The organism is Saccharospirillum sp. (assembly GCF_039982735.1).
In the GTDB taxonomy this organism is placed as follows: domain Bacteria; phylum Pseudomonadota; class Gammaproteobacteria; order Pseudomonadales; family Natronospirillaceae; genus Saccharospirillum.
This window is the reverse complement of sequence record NZ_JBDWXV010000017.1, coordinates 38,626-60,160: the sequence shown is the minus strand read 5'-3', so window position 1 is coordinate 60,160 and position 21,535 is coordinate 38,626. Positions and strand designations below refer to the sequence as shown.

18 protein-coding genes are annotated in these 21,535 nt (G+C 57.3%); 7 read left to right on the top strand and 11 right to left on the bottom strand.

Annotated elements, in window-relative coordinates; translation table 11 throughout:
* Positions 1-221: 221 nt before the first annotated feature.
* The 4 genes from ABJT94_RS14690 to ABJT94_RS14675 form a co-directional block, all read right to left on the bottom strand.
* Entirely contained in the window at positions 222-1,280 is a 1,059-nt protein-coding gene (locus ABJT94_RS14690) for a peptidase M42 (protein WP_348476965.1), read from the bottom strand.
* Positions 1,281-1,329: 49 nt separating this feature from the next.
* Positions 1,330-1,875: a DUF2058 domain-containing protein gene (locus ABJT94_RS14685; protein ID WP_348476964.1), complete on the bottom strand. Its 546-nt coding sequence runs from the start codon at positions 1,873-1,875 to the stop codon at positions 1,330-1,332.
* A gap of 76 nt (positions 1,876-1,951) precedes the next feature.
* Entirely contained in the window at positions 1,952-4,801 is a 2,850-nt protein-coding gene (locus ABJT94_RS14680) for an HD domain-containing phosphohydrolase (protein ID WP_348476963.1), read from the bottom strand.
* Positions 4,802-5,125: 324 nt separating this feature from the next.
* Complete coding sequence (locus ABJT94_RS14675; protein WP_348476961.1) at positions 5,126-5,452, bottom strand: hypothetical protein; 327 nt, start codon at positions 5,450-5,452, stop codon at positions 5,126-5,128.
* Between ABJT94_RS14675 and ABJT94_RS14670 the strand changes: the two genes are divergently transcribed.
* Positions 5,451-6,035, top strand: a complete 585-nt coding sequence (locus ABJT94_RS14670) for an alpha-ketoglutarate-dependent dioxygenase AlkB (RefSeq protein ID WP_348476959.1) — start codon at positions 5,451-5,453, stop codon at positions 6,033-6,035. The two genes, ABJT94_RS14675 and ABJT94_RS14670, sit on opposite strands and share 2 nt — an antisense overlap.
* Here the strand turns inward: ABJT94_RS14670 and ABJT94_RS14665 are convergent.
* Positions 6,032-6,622 carry a hypothetical protein gene (locus tag ABJT94_RS14665; protein WP_348476958.1) on the bottom strand — a complete coding sequence of 197 codons (591 nt, stop codon included), beginning with the start codon at positions 6,620-6,622 and terminating at the stop codon, positions 6,032-6,034. The genes ABJT94_RS14670 and ABJT94_RS14665 overlap by 4 nt on opposite strands.
* Before the next feature lie 416 nt (positions 6,623-7,038).
* On the opposite strand from ABJT94_RS14665, the gene ABJT94_RS14660 reads away from it, so the two are divergent.
* From ABJT94_RS14660 to ABJT94_RS14650, 3 genes are read left to right on the top strand one after another with little or no spacing between them, the layout of a single operon-like run.
* Complete coding sequence (locus ABJT94_RS14660; protein WP_348476957.1) at positions 7,039-7,911, top strand: acyl-CoA thioesterase II; 873 nt, start codon at positions 7,039-7,041, stop codon at positions 7,909-7,911.
* Positions 7,904-8,557: a flavin prenyltransferase UbiX gene (locus tag ABJT94_RS14655; RefSeq protein ID WP_348476956.1), complete on the top strand. Its 654-nt coding sequence runs from the start codon at positions 7,904-7,906 to the stop codon at positions 8,555-8,557. Before ABJT94_RS14660 ends, ABJT94_RS14655 begins: the two co-directional genes overlap by 8 nt.
* On the top strand, positions 8,557-9,678 hold the full coding sequence (locus tag ABJT94_RS14650; protein WP_348476955.1) for a DUF3524 domain-containing protein: 1,122 nt from the start codon (positions 8,557-8,559) through the stop codon (positions 9,676-9,678). Before ABJT94_RS14655 ends, ABJT94_RS14650 begins: the two co-directional genes overlap by 1 nt.
* Here the strand turns inward: ABJT94_RS14650 and ABJT94_RS14645 are convergent.
* The 5 genes from ABJT94_RS14645 to traF (ABJT94_RS14625) all read right to left on the bottom strand — a co-directional run bounded on the left by ABJT94_RS14645 (position 9,629) and on the right by traF (ABJT94_RS14625) (position 16,856).
* Positions 9,629-10,393 carry a pteridine reductase gene (locus tag ABJT94_RS14645; RefSeq protein ID WP_348476954.1) on the bottom strand — a complete coding sequence of 255 codons (765 nt, stop codon included), beginning with the start codon at positions 10,391-10,393 and terminating at the stop codon, positions 9,629-9,631. The two genes, ABJT94_RS14650 and ABJT94_RS14645, sit on opposite strands and share 50 nt — an antisense overlap.
* Entirely contained in the window at positions 10,381-11,610 is a 1,230-nt protein-coding gene (locus ABJT94_RS14640) for a multifunctional CCA addition/repair protein (RefSeq protein WP_348476953.1), read from the bottom strand. The genes ABJT94_RS14645 and ABJT94_RS14640 overlap by 13 nt, the downstream gene beginning before the upstream one ends.
* Before the next feature lie 315 nt (positions 11,611-11,925).
* Positions 11,926-13,674 (bottom strand): conjugal transfer protein TraF, encoded by a 1,749-nt coding sequence (gene traF / locus ABJT94_RS14635; RefSeq protein ID WP_348476952.1) that lies wholly within the window; start codon positions 13,672-13,674, stop codon positions 11,926-11,928.
* Positions 13,675-13,792: 118 nt separating this feature from the next.
* Complete coding sequence (locus ABJT94_RS14630; protein ID WP_348476951.1) at positions 13,793-15,379, bottom strand: hypothetical protein; 1,587 nt, start codon at positions 15,377-15,379, stop codon at positions 13,793-13,795.
* Between the two features lie 22 nt (positions 15,380-15,401).
* Positions 15,402-16,856 carry a conjugal transfer protein TraF gene (gene traF, locus ABJT94_RS14625; RefSeq protein WP_348476949.1) on the bottom strand — a complete coding sequence of 485 codons (1,455 nt, stop codon included), beginning with the start codon at positions 16,854-16,856 and terminating at the stop codon, positions 15,402-15,404.
* A gap of 316 nt (positions 16,857-17,172) precedes the next feature.
* Between traF (ABJT94_RS14625) and ABJT94_RS14620 the strand changes: the two genes are divergently transcribed.
* From ABJT94_RS14620 to ABJT94_RS14610, 3 genes are all read left to right on the top strand, one after another.
* A complete protein-coding gene (locus tag ABJT94_RS14620; RefSeq protein ID WP_348476947.1) occupies positions 17,173-17,781 on the top strand; it encodes an LPP20 family lipoprotein in 609 nt (202 codons plus the stop codon).
* Positions 17,782-17,870: 89 nt separating this feature from the next.
* The gene (locus ABJT94_RS14615; protein ID WP_348476946.1) at positions 17,871-19,097 is read left to right on the top strand and encodes a flagellar assembly protein T N-terminal domain-containing protein; all 1,227 of its coding nucleotides are present in this window, start codon (positions 17,871-17,873) and stop codon (positions 19,095-19,097) included.
* A gap of 365 nt (positions 19,098-19,462) precedes the next feature.
* A complete protein-coding gene (locus tag ABJT94_RS14610) occupies positions 19,463-19,936 on the top strand; it encodes a GNAT family N-acetyltransferase (RefSeq protein WP_348476945.1) in 474 nt (157 codons plus the stop codon).
* A gap of 89 nt (positions 19,937-20,025) precedes the next feature.
* On the opposite strand, the gene ABJT94_RS14605 is transcribed toward ABJT94_RS14610, so the two are convergent.
* Complete coding sequence (locus ABJT94_RS14605; protein WP_348476944.1) at positions 20,026-21,360, bottom strand: MATE family efflux transporter; 1,335 nt, start codon at positions 21,358-21,360, stop codon at positions 20,026-20,028.
* Between the last annotated feature and the right edge of the window lie 175 nt (positions 21,361-21,535).

The window sequence follows — 21,535 nt, the reverse complement described above, 5'->3', positions numbered from 1 at the left end:
TATTTCGGCAGGAAGACTTTCTGCATTTTGTGGGTCAGTCTTTTGAAGGGTATAAAAGTGGCAGCGAAATCGAGTGCTGGCTGCCGGGTAGGCCTCTCCGGGGAAGTCTGAGGCATGGATGCCGAAGCCTAGGCCCCATTGACGGGTTTACGCCGACCCCGGAGAGGCCTACCCGGTAGCTGGCACGAACGCCTGGCAACCAACCAAAAACAACGGGCCTGTCAGGCCACGCAGTGGCCGATCCCATGAAGCAATCTCAAAAACGACTGCACAGCGGCCACTTGAGCGGTTTCCTGCATGGTGTGGTAGCCGGTGGTGGGGATTTGCAGGGTGGTGCCATGGACCAGGCCGTTGGAAGCGGCGGTGATGCGGCCGAGTTCGGTGCTGCCGAGTGACTGCGGTTTCTGCCCGCTGGCTTCCAGCTCTGCATTGCGCTGGGCGATGTAGTCGTCCTTGAAGCTGTAGCGGATGCCCTCGCTGTTGCACAGGGCTTCCAGGCTTTCCGTGGTGTTGCGATTGAACTCGGCGTTGGCGTCGCGGTGGCGCAGCACCACATCCTGAATGTCGGCGCTGGCTCTGTCCGGGTAGGGGCTGGTGTCGACCACGACCAACTGGTTGGTGGAACCACCGAAGCGGCGGAACCACTCCAGCAAATAACGCCAGCTGCGCCCGGCTTCTTCCTGAGCGGTAAAGAACGCCGTGCCCTGGTAGCCGAGTGCGAACAGGTGCACCAGGCAGGCGGCGGTGAGAACGTTGTCCAGCTGGCCGCTGAGCAAGCCGTCCTGATGCAGTAGCCGATCCTGAAAGGCTACCGGTGTGCCGGCGACCAGGTGGTCGAGCCCCTCAACGTTGAAGATCAGGTTATTGCGGTGCTCACAGATGTAACTGTCAACAATTGTGCCAGCGCCCCGGTAGGCGCCGGACCAGGGTTCATAGGCCATCAGCGGTGTTTTGGGGAAGCGGTCGACGACCTTGCGCATCAGTTCTTCCGAAACCGAATTGCCCAGTAAATCCGACCGGCTGCCGGCCACGAAAGCCGCATACTGGAATTCATTCGGGCCGGTGCAGACCAGGCCATGGCGGTCGATGTGGGCCGAAAAATAAGTGGTGTCGGGCTGGTTGCCCTGAGCCACCAGCAAGCCTTCGTACCAGGTAACCTTGGCGCCGCGCTCTTCCAGTTCCCGTTGCAGAACCCGGAAGAAGGAATGCTCGGCCCCGACCACGCTGGGTTCGCGGATCAGTACTTTCAGCAGGTCGATAAAGTCGTCAAAATGCGCCATGGTGGTCGGGTTCCTGGTAGCTTAGTGCACTGTTGCAGTGCTCTGGTTATCACCACATCAAATCGTCGGGGACCACAAAGTCGGCATAGGGGTCGTCTTCATCCGGTTGGTTTGCATCGGGCTCGGCCAAAAATATCACGGCTTCGGCAAAACGCTGCGCGATTTTTTCAGCGACGGCTTTGGCCACGACCAAATACCGCTCATCGACCGAGCAAATGGCCACCCGGCCTTTTGCCAACTGGTCCTGAATTTCCTGGCTGACATAGAGCTGTTTGATCTTGTTGATGCGCGCATCGGTAAAGCTGAAACGCACATCGCCATCGACTCGCAGCGCGTTTTGCTCGAGCATCTGAGCCGCCTGGGCTTTCATGGCCTTGGCCTGTTCGGCCTCCTGCCGCTGACGGTTTAGCTGGCGGTCGCGTTCGACTTTTTCATCGCGCTCGCGTTGCAGCCGCGCCTGTTTCTCCAGGTCGGCATCGGTCGGGCCCTTGTGCTGGTGTTTGCTTTGTTTGCGTTTGTCCCGCTCGGCCTTTTTGGCCGCGTTCTTGTCAACCAGGCCCGCTTTCATCAATTGGTCTGCCAGGGATTTTGCCATGCTGAGTGCCTGCTTCGGTGGCTGTTACTGTGGCGTCATTCTAACAGGCACGGAAAGGGCTTGGTATGTCACTCGGCTAACCCGCTTCGAGCCGTCGCACCAGAGCGGCTTCATCCACTTCATCCAGTTGCTCGGGTTTTAGAAAGCCGACGGCGTAGGTGCGATAGGCGCTGGTTTCGATAAAGACTTTAAGCAAACCCGGGTCGCAGTGACCATTCAGCGCCATCGATACCATGATGGAGAGCGATTCCGACAGGGTTTTCGCCGGTTTGTAGGGCCGGTCGGCGGCGGTCAGCGCTTCGAAGACATCGGCAATGGCCATAATGCGTTCAGAGACGGACATGGCGTTGCCATCCAGCTTGCGCGGGTAACCGGTGCCATCCATCCGTTCGTGATGGTTGGCGGCAATGTCCGGCACCCTGGCAAGATGCCGCGGCCAGGGCAGGGTGGTTAGCATCCGGTAGGTTTCAACAATGTGGTTGTTGATCTTGAAACGCTCTTCGTCGTTGAGGGTTCCGCGCCGTATCGACAGATTGTATCGCTCGCCCTGATTGGCCGAGTATTCCGGCAGCAGCATATCGAAACCCCAGCGGTTGTTGGGGTGGTTGGTTTCCACCGGCGGCTGGTTTCTGCCCCAGGGTTCGCGATGTTCGCGCTTGTTGGCCAGCAGCAGTTCCAGGCAGGGCAGCGGCGGTTCGGGTTCCCGGGACAGGCGTTCGGCTTCGTCGAAGGAGATGCCGGTGCGGTCGCTGAAATGCCGCCACCAGGTCTGGTCGCCAATTCGGTTCATGCGCGCGATGTCGTCGTCACTCACCTGTGCCTCGCTGCCCAGGTTCAAGCGGGCAATAAAGGCAAAGTCATGCTGCAATTGGGCTTGCTGGCGGTCGCGTTTTTGCACCAGTAACTGTGGGTCGCCGCCCTTGTTCAGACTGGCCAGATAATCGATTTCAGCATCGCGATGCAGCACTTCAAAGCGCATGCGAATTTCGTGCAGCCGGTTGTACAGTGTCTCCAGCTTGGTGGCTTTATCGACAATGTATTCAGGGGTGGTGATCTTGCCACAGTCGTGCAACCAGGCGGCTATGGTGAATTCGTAACGTTCTTCTGCCGTCAGCGAGAAGTCTGCAAAGGGGCCTTCGGTCTGGGCTTCCACCTTATTGAGCAAAATGCTGGCAACCTGAGGTACCCGGTCGCAATGACCACCGGTATAGGGCGATTTGGTATCGATGGCGTCAGCCAGCAGGCGAATGATGCCGTCGAACAGCGCTTTCTGTTCTTTGAACAAGCGCCGGGTTTCAATGGCAATAGCCACCGAGCCGGCCATGCGTTCCAGGAAACGCTCAAACTCAACATCCGTGATGATCGTCTGCTCAGGCCGGTTTATCGCCAGTACACCGATGGGGTGATTGCTCCGGTTAATCAGCCTGGTTGTCGTAAGCCGCTGGTCTTCGCGCTCCAGGGTTTCAGTGACGGCCGCCACCGGGTCTTCGCCCAGCGTCAGCGTAACCGGGACCCGGGTGGGGCCAACATGGCCGGCGCGAATCAGCCGGGTTTGTTCGGTATTGTTCAGGTATACAACGGCGTCTGTTGCGCCGACGGCAGAGGCCAGTTCGTGCAGGACTTCGCTGATCATGTTGTCGAGATCGGTCGAGCGGTTCAGTGTCTGACTGATGCGGCTGAAGTTGGTGATCATCCCCGCCATGCGTTCGGTGTGCAGGCCCAGGTCATGCACTTCCCGGATGTTGGAATGCACACCCTTTATGTCAGCATCGAATTCGAAGCGACCAATGGCCTCAACCTGGCCAGCCAGTTCATGCAGGGGTTTGCCAATGCGGCTGCCGAGCCACCAGCCAATGGGCAGGAAGGCGATAACCAGCAACAACGACAACCCGACCTGCTTGCGCAGCAGGGCTTTGGCATCGGCCAGCAGCGAGGCTTCCGGAACGGCCATTAACACGCGCAGGTTTTCATTGGCAAAGGTCGACAGAGGCGACCACAGCCCGAACCCCGGTTCGTCGCCCATGGTGACGGGAAACAGGGTGCCGGCTGGTTGAACGCTGTCTGCTACTTCATTCAGGGCGGGGAGGTTCAGCTCTGACAGCAAGGCCAGGCGCAGGCTGTTGTTTATGTCTGGCAGAACCATCTGCTCGATATGTTCATAACCAATTACCTTGTTGCCTTCGCTGACCAGGGCAAGCTGAGTACCTGGAACCGGTGACAGCGTATTGACTTGCTGTGACAGGTCTTCAACGGAGGCATCCACCGCGAAAATGGCACCGGTGGCCGACTGGATGGCCAGACTGATGCCGATTTCGCCGGTGGTATAGAACACATATGGGTTGGTCAGAATGTGCTCGTCACTGGCTTCAGCGTCGATAAACCAGGGCCGGCTGCGCGGGTCGAAGGTGTAGTCGGGCCGAATGACGATACTTCTGAGGCGCAGGTTCTCGTCGTACCAGGCCCACCGGCCCAGAGTTTCGCCATTGCGACGTTCAACACTTTGCAGAAGATAGCGGGCGTCGTCCGGCGCTTCCAGCACACGCCGGGCGCGATCGTTGTTGATGGGCCTGAGCAGCAGGAAGTCGCCATCCGGGTAACCAACATACACAGCGCTGATCACATCGTTCGATGCCAGTACCTGAGCCAGGGCCGGAAGCCGCTTCAGGCGTTCCTCAAAGCGTACGGCTGAGACCAGCGGGTCATATTGCAATTGGGCCACGATGCTCGCGACCGGTTCAATCAACTGGTCGATGTGGCCATCCAGAAGCTCAGAGGCACTTTCGGCTGCAGACACCGTGGCGGAAAGCAGTGTCTCCCGGGTGCTCTGGTAACTGAGGGTAACCAGCGCAAGGCTGAGCACGAGCAAGCTCAACGTAATGGCAGCACTGATCATCCATTGCAAGGGAATGTAAAACCGCTGTGACACAAGTCGGGCCCTCTTTTGGCCGTTTTTTTAGCCGGGGTAACAATCACAGGTTACTTCAAATACTCAGGAGTTGGAGGTTCCACAGCAACAAGCGCTGGCTGCCAGGTATGCCTGTCCGGGGAAGTACGCAGCATGGATGCTGCGGTCTAGGCCCCATGGACGGGTTTACGCCGACCCCGGAGAGGCCTACCCGGCAGCCGGTGGGTTTCCTGGCACGGGTTCAACTGGCGGGTAGGCCGAAGGGCAACCCATGGAATCTCCAACACGAGAGTCGAACCTAATATTCGTCAGCCTAGACGGTTTTCCGGCCAGTGTGAGGTGAATTTATAAGTCTTTGAACTGGTCTTTCAGCGCGTCGAACGCTCGACGCTTGACGTCGTCTTCGAGTTGCACCGGGTCGGCCTCGGGAATCAGCTGGCCGCTGTCGAGTTGGGCGTCGGTTGCAGAGGAGGGCTGGTCGGCGGGAGCCTTTTCCGATTCAATGTGGTCCTGTAGCAGAATCAGGGCATCGACCGAGCCTTGTATTGAGTCTTCATCGCCCTGATGCTGGCTGATGCGTTGTTCAAGGCGCGCAACAACCTGCTGTACTTCGTCCAGCGAGGGCTGTTTTTCGGAAAGCCACTGTTGGGCACTTTCTGCGGAAGTAGACATGAGAACCTGCGAAACCTTACTGGATGATCAATCGGGATGCCTGCAAGTGTACCGGAACTGGTGGCCAAACGCCGAGGCCTGGATGCAGGATTGTGTCGAGAATTTGCCCTGGGAGCAGAGCCGGGTGCGGGTTTATGGCCAGGAACACCCCATTCCACGGTTGGAAGCCTGGCTGGGCGATGTGGGTGTTCGCTACGGCTACAGCGGCCAAACCCGGGTGATGAATGGCTGGCCCGCCCATTGGCAGCCGCTGATTGACGCCGTTGGCAGGCAGGCAGGCAGTGACTTCAATTTCGCTCTGGCCAACTGGTATCGCAACGGAGCCGACCGGATGGGGTGGCACGCCGATAACGAAGCAGAGCTGGGCAATAACCCCACGGTGGCCACCCTCTCATTTGGCGATGCCCGCGATTTTCGTCTGCGCCGCAACGAAAACCACCGGGAGACGCTCACGGTAACGTTGAACCCGGGGGATCTGGTGGTGATGTCTGGAGCCATGCAGCACCACTGGCAGCACAGCTTGCCAGCTCGCGCGAAAGCGGGTGATAGGATCAGCCTGACGTTTAGGAGGGTGTTTGCTTAAACCAGAGAATCCGCATCCCGGTACAGCTCTGTCATCTTGTCGACAATGGCATTGCGGATGCTGGTTTTCTCAAACTCGGACCGGCGCGTCAGGTTAGCAAGCTTGACCCTGTGCAGGTGCAGGCAGGGCATATTGGCATTGAACTCTCGAAGGTCACCTTTCACCAACATGGGCAGGAAAGGGTCTTCAGAGTGGCGGGTGCGAATCATCTTTTTCAGAGCTTGTTTGAAGGGTATGGGTACGGGTTTTACATCCCGGCTTTTGTATTTGACGATGACGTAAAAGCCGGTTTTGCCGATCAGCTCGCCCGGAACGATGTGAAAGCCGGTGTCGCGTACCGCCTCCGGCACGACGCCATGGAAAGTGTCGTGAAAAGCATAAGGGTTAGGCAGCACCACCATCTTGCTGTTTTCGGTGCTGGGAAAGTGCAGGCTGTAGTTGGTGTAGAATTGTTCGACCGAAGGCGAATAGACGCATAGGCGGCTTTCAAAGCAGCGCACAAAATCAACCGCCTGGTTGCGGCTCTGGATGGAGTCCAGGCTCCATTCCAGGTCGCTGTTTTGGGGTTGCTGTGCCATGGTGGTCATTAGCCTGCTCCTTCGCCGGTAAGGCTGTATCACCCGAAAGTCGGTGCGCTCAATACGCAGTGGGTCTGCTACCAGCACGCTGCCGGGTTGGTGCCAGCGTGGGTGTTTTCATGAATTCCGGGGTTATACGGTTACTATAGGGTAAAAGACCCCTACTCGACGACTAACCCCTCGATAGAGTGTAAATTGTGACGCTGGTTCAAAATCGTACATTGTTTTGCCAGTGTCAGCGTCAAAAAATTCACACTTGACCAAGGTTGTTTTTTGAACAGTTTTATATTGACAGTCTTTTGGCGCGACTTAAAGTGCAATTTTTGGAACAATGCGCGGTTTTATTGCCTGACACCTGACGCTAGCCACTAGCCTTGGGTGAGCGAACCGAGAAACATGAGAATATACTGGTGGGAGAATGCCAAATGGCAAACGCTGTTGTTGAGCGCCTGATCGAATTATTGCAGCTGGAACCGATAGGTCAGCTGCGCTACCGCGGCCTGTCGCAGGATCTGGGGTACCCCAAGGTGTTTGGCGGACAGGTGATCGGCCAGGCCTTGTCGGCGGCGATTCAGACGCTCGATAGCCGCATGCCGCACTCATTGCACTCCTACTTTCTGCGCCCGGGCGATACCAACCACCCGATCGAGTATGAAGTCGAAATCATTCGCGACGGCCGCTCTTTCAGCGTGCGCCGGGTCATTGCCAGCCAGTTCGGCAAACCCATCCTGGCCATGACGGCCTCGTTCCAGACTCAGGAGCCGGGCCTGGAGCATCAGGATTCGATGCCCAATGTGCCAGGCCCCGAGGTGCTGGAATCGGAAGTGAAACTCTACCGGGACCATGCCGATGAAATCCCCGGTCGGGTACGCGACCTGTTCACCGCTGAACGACCGATCGAATACCGCATTGTAGAGGCACAGAACCCGTTTCGACCGCGTCATGGCATTGCCAAGCGCCATATGTGGATTCGCGCCAACGGCAGTCTGCCGGATGATCCGTTGGTGCATCAGTCAATGCTCGCCTACACCACCGATTACGGCTTTCTGGAAACCGCATTGATGCCGCATGGCATCTCGCTGATGAAACCGGGCCTGACCATTGCCAGCCTCGACCACGCCATCTGGTTCCATCGCCCGTTCCGGCTTGATGACTGGTTGCTCTATGTGGCCGATAGCCCAAGCGCCAGCGGTGCGCGCGGCTATGTGCGCGGGCAGATATTTGATCGCGATGGCAACCTGGTTGCCAGCACCGCCCAGGAAGGGCTGATTCGTTATGCCGGTGATACCGATGAGTGAAACAACCAAGAAGACACCGCGCCCGCGCATTACCCTGGGCATTACCGGTGCCTCGGGTACGCCCTATGCCGAGCGCTTGCTGCAGGTGTTGCTGGCGGCGGACTATGAGGTACATTTGCTGGTCTCCAAGGCCGCTTTGATGGTGGCTGCCGTTGAAACCGGGTCACCCTGGCCAGCGCAACACGAGAAGCTGGCGACTTATTTGCGAGAGCGGCTGGGCAGCGGTGGTGAGCTTGTCATCTCTGGGCGTGAAGACTGGATGAGCCCGGTCGCCAGCGGCTCCGGCGCGCCGGAGACAATGATCGTCTGCCCCTGTTCTACCGGCACGCTGGCATCCATCGCTACCGGTCAGTGCGATAACCTGATCGAACGCGGCGCCGATGTGGTGCTGAAAGAAGGCGGCAAGCTGATTCTGGTGCCGCGTGAAACGCCGTACAGTGAAATACACCTGACCAACATGCTGACGCTGAAGCGCGCCGGTGCCCACATTGTTCCAGCCAGTCCGGGCTTTTACCACAAACCCGAAACCGTGGCCGACATGGTTGATTTCATCGTCGCCCGGGTGCTCAAGTGCGCCGGTATTCCCCAGACCCTGCTGCCGCCCTGGGGTTACAGCGGGGCTCGCCCGGAGTCCGATACCGACTGATGCGGGTTCTGCTGCTCAGCGCTTACCACAGCGCCAGTCATCAATACTGGTGCGAAGGCCTAATGGCGGCCTGTCCGGACATCGACTGGACGCTCAAGACCCAGCCGGCGCGCCATTTTAGCTGGCGCGTGGAGGCCTCTGGCCTGCTCTGGGCGCTGTCTGACGACACCGATTTCGAGCGCGAGTACGATCTGATCATTGCCACCAGCCTGAGTGACCTGACCCGGCTGCGGGCCTTTCGACCGCAACTGGCGGCTATTCCTACCTGGCTCTATTTTCACGAAAACCAGTTCGCGCACCCGCGCTCGGATTCTCAAGCGACCGATCACCAGATCGGCTGGCAGTTCCTGAGCATTCAGAATGCCCTGTGTGCCGACTGGGTCAGTTTCAACACTGAGTTTAACCGGAGCACCTTTTTAGACGGGGCTCGAAAGCTGCTGCGCCGATTTCCTGAAAAGCTGCCGGGTAAACCCCTGGACCGCATCGAGCATCGTTCGGATGTGTTGCCCGTGCCGCTGACCGAAGCGTTCTCGGCACTGCGCGACCAGCCCAAAGAAGCCGATCTGATCGTATGGAATCACCGTTGGGAGTGGGACAAACAGCCAGAACGGTTTTTGGCGGCGTTGATGACTCTGCGCGCCGCAGGCGTTGGATTCAGACTGGCGATGCTGGGTTCGGGCGGCGGCCGGAATTCGGAGTTTGAAAGCCAGCGACAAATGCTGGGCGACTCGGTTGTACACTGGGGTGAGGCCACTCAGAGCGACTACCGGCAGTGGATTGGTCGGGCTGGAATTGGCGTTTCAACGTCGCTGCACGATTTTCAGGGGCTGTCGATGCTGGAGTTGGCTCAGGCCGGTGCTCAGGTGTTGGCACCACAGCGCTTAGCCTACCCCGAAGTGTTGCCTGACGCGCATTTCTATACTGGCTCAGAAACCGACGCCCAATGTGATGTGGCCGAACTGACAGCCGCACTGAAATCGGTGCTGACGGGCACTGGAGGTGCGCCGGTCGCTGAGCCGGCTTTGCCTCTCTGGTCTGAACTGGCAGGGCGTTACGCCGAGCGGATGGCCGCTATTGCTTCAGAGTACGACCGCCGTCGACCGCCAATATCTGGCCGGTAACATAGGGCGCAGTCGCCAGAAACAGCGCCGCTTCGGCAATGTCGGTTGGGTTGCCCATGCGTGCCAGCGGAACGTTGCCGGTTAGCGCTGCTTCATAGTCATCGCCTTCCTGCTCGGGCAACAAAATAGCTCCGGGCGCTATGGCATTGGCGCGAACCCGGGGTGCCAGATCCAGCGCGGCGCTTTTGGTCAGGCTGATCAGTCCGGCCTTGGCCGCGCCGTAGGCTGGGTGATCGGCCAGCGGGCGCAGGGCATGAATGTCGACCAGGTTGATGATGGTGCCCTCCCGGTGTTTCAGCTCAGATGCCAGCGCCTGGATCATCGCCATTGGCAGCAATAGGTTGCTGTGCATCAGGGCGTGAATGGCGTCGTCAGTAATGTCGCCCCAGGGGGTTGGGAAGAAACTGGAGGCGTTGTTGATTAGCACATCGATCTGGCCAAACACCGCAATGGCGTCATCAGCCGCCGCTTGAATGGTGGCTTGGGTGTCGAGTCTTGATTGAATGCAGGCGGCGGTGTCTGGCCGTGCCCGGTTGAGTTCGTCGACCAGCGCGATGGCATCCTGCTCGCTGCTGCGGTAATGAATAACGACCCGAAACCCGGCGGCGTGAAATACCCGGGCGGTTTCGGCGCCCACCCGACGCGCGGCGCCGGTGAGAAAAACGACCGGCGCTGCGGCCGATTCCTGTGTGATGGTGCTGCTTAGTCGGACCACGTTGCCTTCTCCTGCGCTACCGCGCGTACCCGTTCCCGGTTCAGCGCCTCGCCCAGCTCAGCGCCCTGATACCCCTGTGCGGCCAGATCGGCCGGTAATACCGACCCACAAGCCGCCAGACAGCGTTCAAATAATGCTGCCTGAGGGTACGGTTGCTGTTCCAGACCGGATCGTCCGCGGGCATCACATTCACAGGCTTGCAGGAATTGCCGGAAGTGGTCGCTCTGGCGAAAGGCACCGAGCTTGTTCAGGGTTTTGACGATGGTCGCGGGCCGTAGTTCCCGAATGCGATGGCAATGGGTGTGATAGCGCGCGGTATGTTCGGCCAGCGCGGCGGCTTTCTTCGGCCAGCGCCAGTTGCTGGCGTGCTGGCGAATTAGGTCGGCCCCCAGGTCTTCGTGGCCCCGGTGCGAGGGCCAGTTGGTGGGTTCGGTGAGGGCTTTGCCCAGGTCGTGACTGAGCGTTGCGACCCGAACGTCAAGCGGGGCGTCCATCTGTACGGCGATCTGCAGGGCTTTGAGGGTATGAATACCGGTATCGACTTCGGGGTGCCAGCGCATTGGCTGGGGGATGCCGAACAGGGCGTCGAGCGCCGGGAAGACGACCCTGAGTGCCCCGCAGGCGCGCAATACCTGAAAGAAGACTTCGGGGTTGGGCTCCATCAGGGCCCGGCTCATTTCCTGCCAGATGCGTTCCGGCACCAGGTAGCCCAGTTCGCCTTCCTGCACCATGTCGCACATCAGGGCCTGGGTGTCGTCGGCGACGCTGAAGCCGAGGTGGTCGAACCGGGCGGCAAAGCGGGCGACGCGCAATACGCGCAAAGGGTCTTCCCGAAAGGCGGGCGAAACGTGGCGCAGCAGGCGGGCGTCGAGGTCGGCCTTGCCGTGGTAGGGGTCGATCAGGGTGCCGTCGTCTGCCCGGGCCATGGCGTTGATGGTGAGGTCGCGGCGCAGCAGGTCGTCTTCGAGGGTGACATCCGGCGAAAACTGAACCTCAAAGCCGGTGTAGCCATGGCCCGATTTACGCTCGGTGCGTGCCAGGGCATATTCCTCTTTGGTGCTGGGGTGCAGGAACACGGGAAAGTCGGCACCAACGCGCTGGTAGCCTTGCTGTTCCAGTTGCTCGGGCGTGGCGCCAACGACCACCCAGTCGTGATCTTTTACTGCAAGGCCGAGCAAGGTGTCGCGAACGGCACCACCAACGAGGTAGATATCCATGTAGGGTAGTCAGACAAGCGTTGAGAATGTGGTGATAGTGTAGTGGAAAGTGGGCTGTGGTTGCAGGGGATCCGTGGCTTGAATTCGTGTCAGCCACCGGGTAGACCTATCCGGGGTCGGCGTAGATCCATCAATGGCGGTCCGACGTCTCGGGCCTAGAACGCATGATATGAATCCCGTCCATGGGATTCACCCTTCGGGCTCGCTTCGCTCATGCTAAAACGCTCCTGGCGTTTTAGTCCATGTTGCGGACTCCCCCGGCTAGGTCTACCCGGCAACTGACACTTGGATGGTTGCCAAATCTGAATCTACTGATTAAAACTCCATCGAGAACTGGGCAACCATGCCAGCGTCCTGAATCACTTCATCCCAGTCATCAAACGACTTGGGTTTGAACCAGCCCGTCAGATCCAAGCCAACGCCCCAGGGGGTAAAACCGAAACCAGCGGAAATGACATGGCTGTCTTCCACGCTCAGGTTATTGCGGTAGCCGCCGCGCAGTTTGAACCAGTTGTAGGCGTTGAATTCAGCGCCCAGGCCCAGGTAGCGGGTCGGCACACCGTATTTCAGCGGCTGGTTTTCGGTGATGTCCAGGTCTGCCGCCAGGGTAGTCCAGCGGGTCATGTGGGCACCGCCGATGCGCATTTTGGGGCCAATGCTGACATCAGCGCCTGAGGTGGTTTCAAAGGTTTGCGGAATCAGGTCTTTAATCACCAGACCACCGCGTACCTGGCCGTTTAGGACGTCGGGCCAGTTTTTGGCGACACCGATGTCTACGTTAGCGGTGATGACGTTGGTTGAGTTCTCTTCAATCAGTGTGGCGGTGTCGCCAAACTCGTCTTCCGCTTCCTCAATGGTGAAACGTTTCTCGAAGATATTCAGGCTGACCAGTTTGGGTGTAACACCGGCCGAGAACGATTCGCCCATGTACTCAAAATCCCGCGCGATGGTGACACCGAATTCTGTGACCGATGCGCCGATGATTTCCATTTCGGATTCGAAGTTGTCAAGTGTCGGTGCGTCTACTTCGCCGTTTGAGTAGTAGGTGCCGTCGTAGTTCACCAAAGCGTCTTGTTCGGTGTTGACTTCATTTTGTGCAGTGTTTAGGTCAGTAGTCAGGTTTTGAAGCTCTGTACCCCAAGCTTGAAGGTCATCTTCATATTGTTGAGCACCTGCAGCGTCATTTGAATAGTCACTTTGATCTGGCAGGGTGCCAATATGATCGGTAATAGCTTGGTTTGCACCGGACAAATTGACCATAGAACCACTGAGTTCGGTGGACTGATTTGTTAAACCTGTCAAATCATCCAACAACAAGTCAATTTCATTGAAATCATTGTCGTTCATGAACACTTTAGCGCCGATCGTGGTGTTGTTCGTTATGTTTACACCGAAGCTGTAGCCTTCACGTGGCACTGCCACACTGATGAAATCAGCACCCAAGCCTAGACTGAAGGCTTTTTCGTCAAAATCCTGAAAGTCCCGCTTGGTGTTTTGAACCACCCGGTCCAAATTAGTGGCTTCGTTGTTGGCGGTGTTGGTCTTACCATCAAGTGTACTGGTATTGGTTGTTAGGTTTCCTGATTGGGCATTCAGTTCGTTTAGGTTTGCCTGTGACACTTCACCATCATTGTCAATGTCATCATTGACGGCCTGAATTGCGGCTTCCAGATCAGTCACGTTCTGCCCAATGTCGGTCAATACCTCTTCCATAGATGCAATACCAGCATCCGTATCCCCAAACACCGCAACACTGAACGCATCCGCATCAATGGTTTCAAACTGATCGATGGTGCCGCCGTCATCGGTGAAGGCTTTGCCGGAGGTGATGACGCCGTCGGAGTCGTCGATGGAAAAACGGAATGAAGGCAGTGTCATCGCGAAGGATGATTCCCGGCCCAATACCGACAACAGGGCGGGGTTGAACGAGTGCACACTCGACAACGCGGCCGACGCTACCCCGGTATTACCCATGGCGTTCGACTTCGCATCATTCCCGGTAAAGGGAGTTGCCTGAGCGGTACTGGCAGCAATAACGGAGAGAGCAATCAGCGTTTTTTTCATCGGTTGACCTTTTTGAGTTTACGTCAGGTTTACACTCAGTGAAGCTTAGCGGGTTCTGGTGCTCGTGCAAATACTAACGTTGGCCAACAGCGCTTTTCAGGCGCGCTGGCCGGTTATGTTAGAGGCTTGCGTTTACGGTGTTGGCACAGTCTTCATCGGATACTGGCCGGGCCACTGCGTTTAGATTTGCACGGCGGGTTTCGTTCAGGACCAAATCACCGGATTCGGTCGCTCCATCAATTTCAGAGGTGAAACGGAACTTCTGGGCTTCGCCTTCGTTTTTAACCTTGGCTTTCATCTGGCCTTCGAATTCCTGACCTTCGTAATCGAATGTCAACAGAATGGCGCCTTCCGAGAGTTTGCTCCAACGTCCGCCAAGGTATTCATTTTCGAAGACTTCATCGTCATCATCCGGGTTGAGTGCGCTGACATTGACGCAGGTGCCGATGCGGCCACTGGTGGATTCGGCATTGCCGTCCAGGCGAATGGCAATGTAGCTGCCTTCGGCCAGTTCGTCAGAATCCTCAGCCGTGGCTTCGAGTACGAACCAATTGCCACCCCATTGGGTGCCGGTGGCCAGAGTCGCTTCAGTAGCGGCGTCTTGTGAGGCGGTGTTGATGGCATCATTGTCCAGGTTGCCGGTAGCGTTTTTGCCGGCGTCGACCAGGCTGTTGGTAATGCTGGCAATGTCGAACTCGACGGTGTTGGTGTTCAGGTTGGTGGTCAGCGCCGTTGATAGGGTGTTGATGCCACTGTTCAGTACCCGTTGAATGGATTCTGCTTCATCGCTATCTGATTCGCGCTTGATCAACTGCGAAATCACCTCGGAAGCCTTGAGCTGGGCATTGACGGCGGCCTGGTCTGCTGCGGTTTCTATGCGCTGAATTTCTGCATTAAGGTCGGCCAGACGAGTAGTAACCCGGCTGATCGTTTGGGAATCGGAGATCAGCGATGACGTCAGGTTTTGCACGTGCGACTGGTTAAATTCAACCGGGCGGGCGCCCATGGCCACTTGCTGGCTCAGGCGGTTGATCAGTTGCATCTGGTTAGTGGCTTCCGCCTGGTCATTGTCGGTGCTTGATGTCAGAACATCCATCATGGTTTGTACGGCAACCGAGTTAGCCAGAAACCGCTTTGCTTTGGCATCGCTTGCGGTAGAAAAATCCAGACGCAGGTCAGCATCCGAGGTAATGCTCAGGGCACTGCGAATCTCATTGCGCGCGTAGTCTGAATCGACGCCGGACAACAAGGTTGTGATGGGTGACAGGACCAGCGGTGTTGAGCTGCGCACCGACGACGATGAAATAGAGGATGACATGGCCATCACGCCCTTCAGCCGCTCGCCGGTTGAGAGGTCGGTGCCGCCCTTGATGCGAATCACGATGCTATCGACACTGCTGCCATAGATCAGGCAGTAGCGCTGGTACTCGTCGGAAATGACCGGCAAGGCACAGTAGTTGGTATTGTTCAGCGGGTTGTAGGAGTAGTAGCCGTCGCTGTCGGTGTAGGCATAGGGCTCGAAATCGTCGATGCGGTTGTTGTTGTTCATGTCGGCCCAGACCTTGCCGCCGGCAATACGGCCATCGACCGCCAGGCCATTCAGCCCGGTGCGATTGTCGCTGCCGGTGCCATCCTGGGGGTCAACGTTGCAACCGGCCAGGGTCAGGGAGGCGGCCAGTGTGAGAGTCAGATAAGTAGGTTTCATAAATTGTTTCTCCAAGGCCAGATTAAAACGCGACGTTAACGGACAAAGCAGCGGAAGCACTGCGCAGTGCATTGCCTTGCTTGGTCAGGTCACTGCTGAACAGATCGCCCAGCACGCTGTTGATCTGAGTGTCGAATTGAACGACATTGAAAAAGCTGAGGCCTAGGCCGAGTTGGGTGGCTTCGAAATCCAATACGTCTTTGCCGATGCCGAGTCGCAGGCGAGGCCAGTACCAGGCGGTCGGTTGGGCCAGAAATGCGAGGTTGATGTTCTGGCTCTGCTCGCCGAACAAGTCGGTCTTGCGCCACAGGTCGGCAGCGCCAGCGATGGCGATACGGTTGCTCAGGAAGCTCTGGCTGGCATCGACGGTGATGTGCGGGAACAGGCGATGCTCTTCAGTGAGGTCGATATCGCCAATCGAGGCAAAGTATTCAGCGTGGTAACACTCGGTCTGTGCCAGGTCGTTGCTGATGCTGTCGCAGTCGCCGCCGAGCCGGTTGTATTCCAGCACGGGTGCGTTCAGGTTGTAGGCGGTGACTCCCACCAGGGTATTGTTACGTTTAAAGGTGACGCCCAGGTCCAGCGCGACATCGAGGTTGAAGTCTTCGAACCCTTCTGACAAATCGTTGCTGATGTCATTGCTTAGGGTGCTGTCGTCTTCACTGGCCTGGCGTGCCAGGTCTTTCAGCGGGTAAAGGTGTTTCTGCAAATTGTGGGCAATCAGCGTGCCCCGCGCGCCTGCCGTGGTTTCAATCCCGAACTGGTCGAGAAAACGAACACCGTGCAAAGCCTGGGCATAGCCGACATCGACATTGAACACCTGTCCCTGCTTCAAATAGACCGATGAGGTGGTGCGCAGGTAGTCTAGGGCATCCAGGTCTTCGTTATCGTCACTGGTGTCGGCGATGGTCTGTGCATCGATGTCAAATTCTATCGGGCCGTGCAACAGTGAACCCCGGGCCTGGGTCAACGATGAAGCGCCCAGGCTAAGCGTACCGGCATTGCCCATATCGATGCTCAGCGGCGTCATCGGCAGGTTTACCAGCGCGCCGGGCTTCAGGTAGAAGCTGTCTGCCAGCAGTTCGACGTTGTTGTCGAGCGAGGTCTCCAGCGCATCGACTTCGGCCAATACATCGCCGACCGAGGCATCGCCTGCATCATAAGCATCAAAGGTGTCGGAGATCTGGTTGATCTGCGCATCCATGTTGTCAAACACCGTATTGAATTCGCCCAGGCCTCGCTGCTGCAGATTCAGCGTGAAGTCCAGTACCGGAAACCGGGCCCGGTTGGTACTGATTTGGCTGGCGGACGGATTGAAACGCCCGGATGTGGCGATCTGGGGGTTGCTGATCGGGCCGACTGACACGGCGGTGCTGCTGGTCAGGTAGTTGTAATTGCCTGCCAGCGCGGTGCCGGCCAATGGGCCGCCAAGACTGCCAATCAACGTGGCGCAAGTGATAGTCAGTGTCCGGTTCACGTTCTGCCCTCGAGGGTGTCTGCTCTTGGTGGTTCGGCGACGCACAGTAAAGAGTGGCGGGCCTTGTGGGGAAAAATTCTGGGTTAAACCGAACTTACTGTGAAGTAATTCACATAAAAAAGGCCGATTTGATGCTTTTTTGATCGTTTCTTTGACGTATTACGCTGTCAGAAACCTGACCGGGTGATCGGAATGGCAGAATATTGGCAGTGATTATTGTCAGAACCCGTGTCGCTCAGTTAGGGCTAATGTCCTGCCGATTCATGCCGATAAAACAGGAAATCCCATGTGTTGTATCGGTAGGCGGAGACCTTCTATGAAAACCCTGTCCAAATTGCGTTCCGGTGTGGTGGTACTGGGCGCAGCGCTGGTGTTAAGCGGCTGCTCGATGTGGCCCTTCGGTAACGATGACGATGAAGTTGAGGCCATTGTGGCCGAGGTTCGGGCCATTAATGAAAAGCTCCCGCCCATGGAACCCATGGTACTGCGCTCGACCGGTTACGGTGCCATTAACCCCAATTCACAGGGGCTCTCGGAGGTTCAGAAACGACTGATCGCCATGCGCGCTTCCAAGCTTGACGCATACCGCACGCTCGCCGAGCGGGTTTATGGCACGCAGATTGTCGGTAGTTCGACCGTCGAAAACCTGGTGGTTGAGAACGACCGGTTCAAAGCGTTTGTCGACACCCACATACTGGGCGCCAAGGTGGTGTACCAGGACATGATGGCTGATGGCAGCTACGAGACCATGGTTGAAATGGTCATCGATGAAGGCTTCCGCAACTGTCTGGCCAACCAGCCCGCCGGCCGGCAAAACAGCCGCTGTGCGTCCGATGTGGTGTACGACATCGATTCGATGACGCGCTCCCAGCTTCGCCAACAGGGTATCGATACTACCGGTTCTGGCTTGTACTTCATTGAGTAAGGTAATCGGTTGAGTCACACATCGAATAACACATCGCGATGAACCGTACCCTCCGGGAAGCGGATGAACCGTCGCGAAGGAGCATAGAGATGCAAGGTTTCATCGGTTTTATTCTGGTGTTCGCCCTGGTGATCGGGGCCGCATCGGCAGAGCAAATGCCTGCCGGCAATGTGGTGCTGGTTGATGCCGAAGGCCAGGCCGAGGTCGAGTACGACGACATCAACAGTGCCCGTATTCGGGCATTGCGCAAAGCCATCGAAAGCGCCTCCATGCAGGTCAGTGCCCAGGTGCATAGCACCCAGGTTATGGAAGACGGCAACCTGACCGTCGACTACTTGCGCGTAAACAGCGCCGCCCAGGTGCGTGACATTCAGATCATGAGTGAAGGCCGTGAGGGTAACCTTTATACCGTGGCCATTACCGCCCGGGTTTCGCCCGACCAAGTGTGCGCCAATGTTATGGCCAACCATTACCGCAAGTCGGTCGCCGTTACCGGCTTCGCCATGGAGCACCCACAGCAAGCGTCCATGGGCCACCTGGGTTCAGTAGATCGGGGTTTGCCAGCCTACCTGGTCAACGGCCTGAACGGCGTAGCCGGCATGCGCGCCCTGAACGCCAATACCATGACCCTATATCCGAATACCCGCACTGCGCCAACTCAACTTTCCCCGCGTATGACGCTCACCAGCGCCGTCGATGCGGCCCAGAGTCTGGGTGTGCAATTTGTCATCTCCGGCGTGATTCGTGACCTGGCCATGGAAAACCCCGATGCCCCGCGCGAGCGCAGCTGGGATGGCCTGCTGGCCAGAGTGGGCATCGAAAAAGCGCCTCGCACCCGCCACTTCGTGTTTGATCTCTTCGTACACGATGGCCACTCAGGCGCTCTGGTTTTCCAGAGCCGCTACAGCACCCATGGTGACTGGAACGAAGCCCGTAACGCCCGAGTTGGCTTTGCTACCGGCAAATTCTTCACCACTGACTATGGCCAACACGTAAGAACCCTGCTCGACCAGGCGATGAGCGACATCCAACAAACCATTCAATGCCAGCCTTTCATGGCCACCATTACCCAGGTAAACGGCACCCGCATTTTTGTGGACACAGGTGCTTCCAGCGGCTTGCGCCCCGGTGATTTCCTGAGCGTGTACCGCACCAGCCAAAACTTCGACCGCCAGGGCGACAGCTTCTGGCAACTGAGCGACACTCGCCTGGTGGCTGAAGTGAAACAAGTACAGCCGCACTTCGCGATTGCCGAGCTTTCAATCGGTACAGAGCGGTTGAACTTGCAGATGGATGATCTGGTCATGGCGTGGTGAAAGCGGCTAACGAGAGATAGTGATAGTAAGTCAGCGGCGCAGCCCCACAAACCCAGTTCTCTCTCCACCTCCGGGGGAGAGAGATAGAGAGAGGGGGCGGCGCAGCCGTTAAAAGCAACAGAAACCACCTTTACACACCCCGCCATCACCCCGCTAACCCCACCACCGAAGCCAGAAGGGGGTCCTGGGCGACAGGAAGCACAGAATCCAGTGAGTTGCCCACAGCTACAAAGCCCGCCAAACCGATAACCTTCCAACCTCAATCCAAGCACAATTGCGCCTCCAGTCTTGCTAATTCCTGATCAACGTTCAAACTGAACATCAAAGGATTATTCAGCAAGAGCGAAGGCCAATGGGAGTCTGGTTTGAAACCGCATAACGAGATACACCTGGTTACCCTTACTCCGGGTGAGCTTGATGAGGCTTATCAGCTTTATAGGGAAAGTCTGTACGAGTTTATTGACCAGGCGTTTGGGTGGAATGAAGCATTTCAGCAGCAACGGTTCTGGTCGTCATACCCTATTGATAGCTTGCTATGGATAACGCATGTTAATTCGTCGCGCATCGGCTTGGTGAGTTTCCTAAATAAGGATCAATCGCTGCATTTGTCATTGCTGTTGCTGTATAGGGCTCACCGGGGTTCGGGGCTAGGCAGTCTGGTAATGAGAGAACTGGAGGGCCTGGCCGAGGGAAGTGGGCGTAAGATAACCTTGTCGACATTCAGAGAAAACAAAGGCGCATTTGTGTTTTACCAGAAGCTTGGGTACCAGATCGATAACCAGGACGAGCACTTTTATGAAATGTCCAGGGAGTTGACGTGTCGACAGCGCATTAATTAGATGCAACCGATGTCAATTGGGAGCCAGTCAACTGTGGTGGCACCGTCGATGGCCCTTTGTAACTTGCTTCATGCGACATCAGCAACCGATCATTCCTGACGCAATCGGTCTACCCAGCGGCGACACCAATACAAACCCGCCAGCCCAATCATCGCACTGCCTACTCCCTGGCCAATCAGCACGCCAGGCGCACCGAACCAGCGAGCGCCCAGCCACACAAAGGGAATGGTAAACACTGTGGCCTTGAGTACGTTAAATAAAGTTGAGGTTTTGGGCGCGCCCAGGTTGTTGAACAGGGCGTTGGTTACAAAGGTGATGCCGTTGAAGACGAACACCGCACTCAACCCCAGCGTAAACCAGCGAATCAGTTCTGCGGCCTGACTTGAAGCCTGGAACAACCAGATAATCGGCTGTGTTAGTGCCGCCAGAGCAAGGCAGACCACGAGGCAGTAGCGCAATACAAAGCGGACGGATTCAGTGAGCACATCGCTAACTCTATCGTAAGCGCCAGCACCCCAGTTCTGCCCTGCAATGGGCCCCACCACGCCAGATAACGCAAACAACGCAACAAAGGCTACTTGCTGCAAGCGGGTGATGATGGCAAAGCCTGCCACAGCCGCATCGCCGAACTGGGCCATGGCAGCTGTTACAAACGCCAGGCCGATGGGTGTCGCCAGGTTGGTGAGTACGGAAGGTACGGCAATGCTGCTGATGGTGGGGAAGTTTCGCGGTACCGCGTTCGCGCCGGGCCAGGATAGCATTCGGTACTGATGCAGTTTGAACAGGCCGTAGCCGAAAATGGTTAGCCGGGCGGCGGCGCTAGCAATGGCCGCTCCGGTCAGATCGAGGTTCAGACCGAAAATCAGTATCGGGTCGAGAATGGCATTAACGATGGCGCCGCTCAGCGTGACCCAGAGCGCACCCCTGGCATCGCCTTTGGCTCGCATAACGCCGCCAGCCGCCATGCCAATGGAGACCGGCACAAAGGTAGGAAGAATGATGGCAAGGTAGTTGGAGGCCTGGTCCAGCGTATAACCCTGGGCACCCAATAACGCTAGTATCGACTCTCGCCACAGCCAGACAGAGCCGGCGACCAGGGTGGTAATGATGAGGATCAAAACGAAGCTACTGGCGATCAGTTCACGCGCACGGTCGACTTGGTTGGCTCCTAAAGCCCGTGAGACGGTAGCGCTTACTGCGATGGTCAGGCCAATACTCAGCGATTGGCAGAAGAACAGGATAGACGCCGCAAACCCCACGGCAGCGGCCAGCTCACGCTCGCCGAGCAGGGAAATAAAGAACAGGTCGACAAAATCCACAGCGAACAACGCCAGCAAGCCGAGCCCGCCGGAGACCGTCATGCGATGAATGTGGGTTGAGACTGGCCCGGAAAGGTAACCGGCCGGGGCGTTAGAGGTGGTCATAAGCTATTCCGGAAAGGTGATGGTTCAGGCGCGAACATTGGTCTACGCGCCTGTTCAAGGCATGGTTCATCGGTCTATTGGGTTCAATGCTGTTGCTGGCATGCGGCAAGATGCCACATTTGGAGGGGTTGGTCACTTACCAGTTTGGCGGGATAGTCTGTGTTCTGGTGAGTGA

Coding starts and splice junctions, on each gene's coding strand:
- traF (WP_348476952.1), bottom strand. CDS start 13,674: ATGAAAAAAACGCTGATTGCTCTCTCCGTTATTGCTGCCAGTACCGCT.
- ABJT94_RS14670 (WP_348476959.1), top strand. CDS start 5,451: ATGAGAACCTGCGAAACCTTACTGGATGATCAATCGGGATGCCTGCAA.
- ABJT94_RS14630 (WP_348476951.1), bottom strand. CDS start 15,379: ATGAAACCTACTTATCTGACTCTCACACTGGCCGCCTCCCTGACCCTG.
- ABJT94_RS14675 (WP_348476961.1), bottom strand. CDS start 5,452: ATGTCTACTTCCGCAGAAAGTGCCCAACAGTGGCTTTCCGAAAAACAG.
- ABJT94_RS14690 (WP_348476965.1), bottom strand. CDS start 1,280: ATGGCGCATTTTGACGACTTTATCGACCTGCTGAAAGTACTGATCCGC.
- ABJT94_RS14650 (WP_348476955.1), top strand. CDS start 8,557: ATGCGGGTTCTGCTGCTCAGCGCTTACCACAGCGCCAGTCATCAATAC.
- ABJT94_RS14685 (WP_348476964.1), bottom strand. CDS start 1,875: ATGGCAAAATCCCTGGCAGACCAATTGATGAAAGCGGGCCTGGTTGAC.
- ABJT94_RS14620 (WP_348476947.1), top strand. CDS start 17,173: ATGAAAACCCTGTCCAAATTGCGTTCCGGTGTGGTGGTACTGGGCGCA.
- ABJT94_RS14655 (WP_348476956.1), top strand. CDS start 7,904: ATGAGTGAAACAACCAAGAAGACACCGCGCCCGCGCATTACCCTGGGC.
- ABJT94_RS14640 (WP_348476953.1), bottom strand. CDS start 11,610: ATGGATATCTACCTCGTTGGTGGTGCCGTTCGCGACACCTTGCTCGGC.
- ABJT94_RS14605 (WP_348476944.1), bottom strand. CDS start 21,360: ATGACCACCTCTAACGCCCCGGCCGGTTACCTTTCCGGGCCAGTCTCA.
- ABJT94_RS14615 (WP_348476946.1), top strand. CDS start 17,871: ATGCAAGGTTTCATCGGTTTTATTCTGGTGTTCGCCCTGGTGATCGGG.
- ABJT94_RS14665 (WP_348476958.1), bottom strand. CDS start 6,622: ATGACCACCATGGCACAGCAACCCCAAAACAGCGACCTGGAATGGAGC.
- ABJT94_RS14660 (WP_348476957.1), top strand. CDS start 7,039: ATGGCAAACGCTGTTGTTGAGCGCCTGATCGAATTATTGCAGCTGGAA.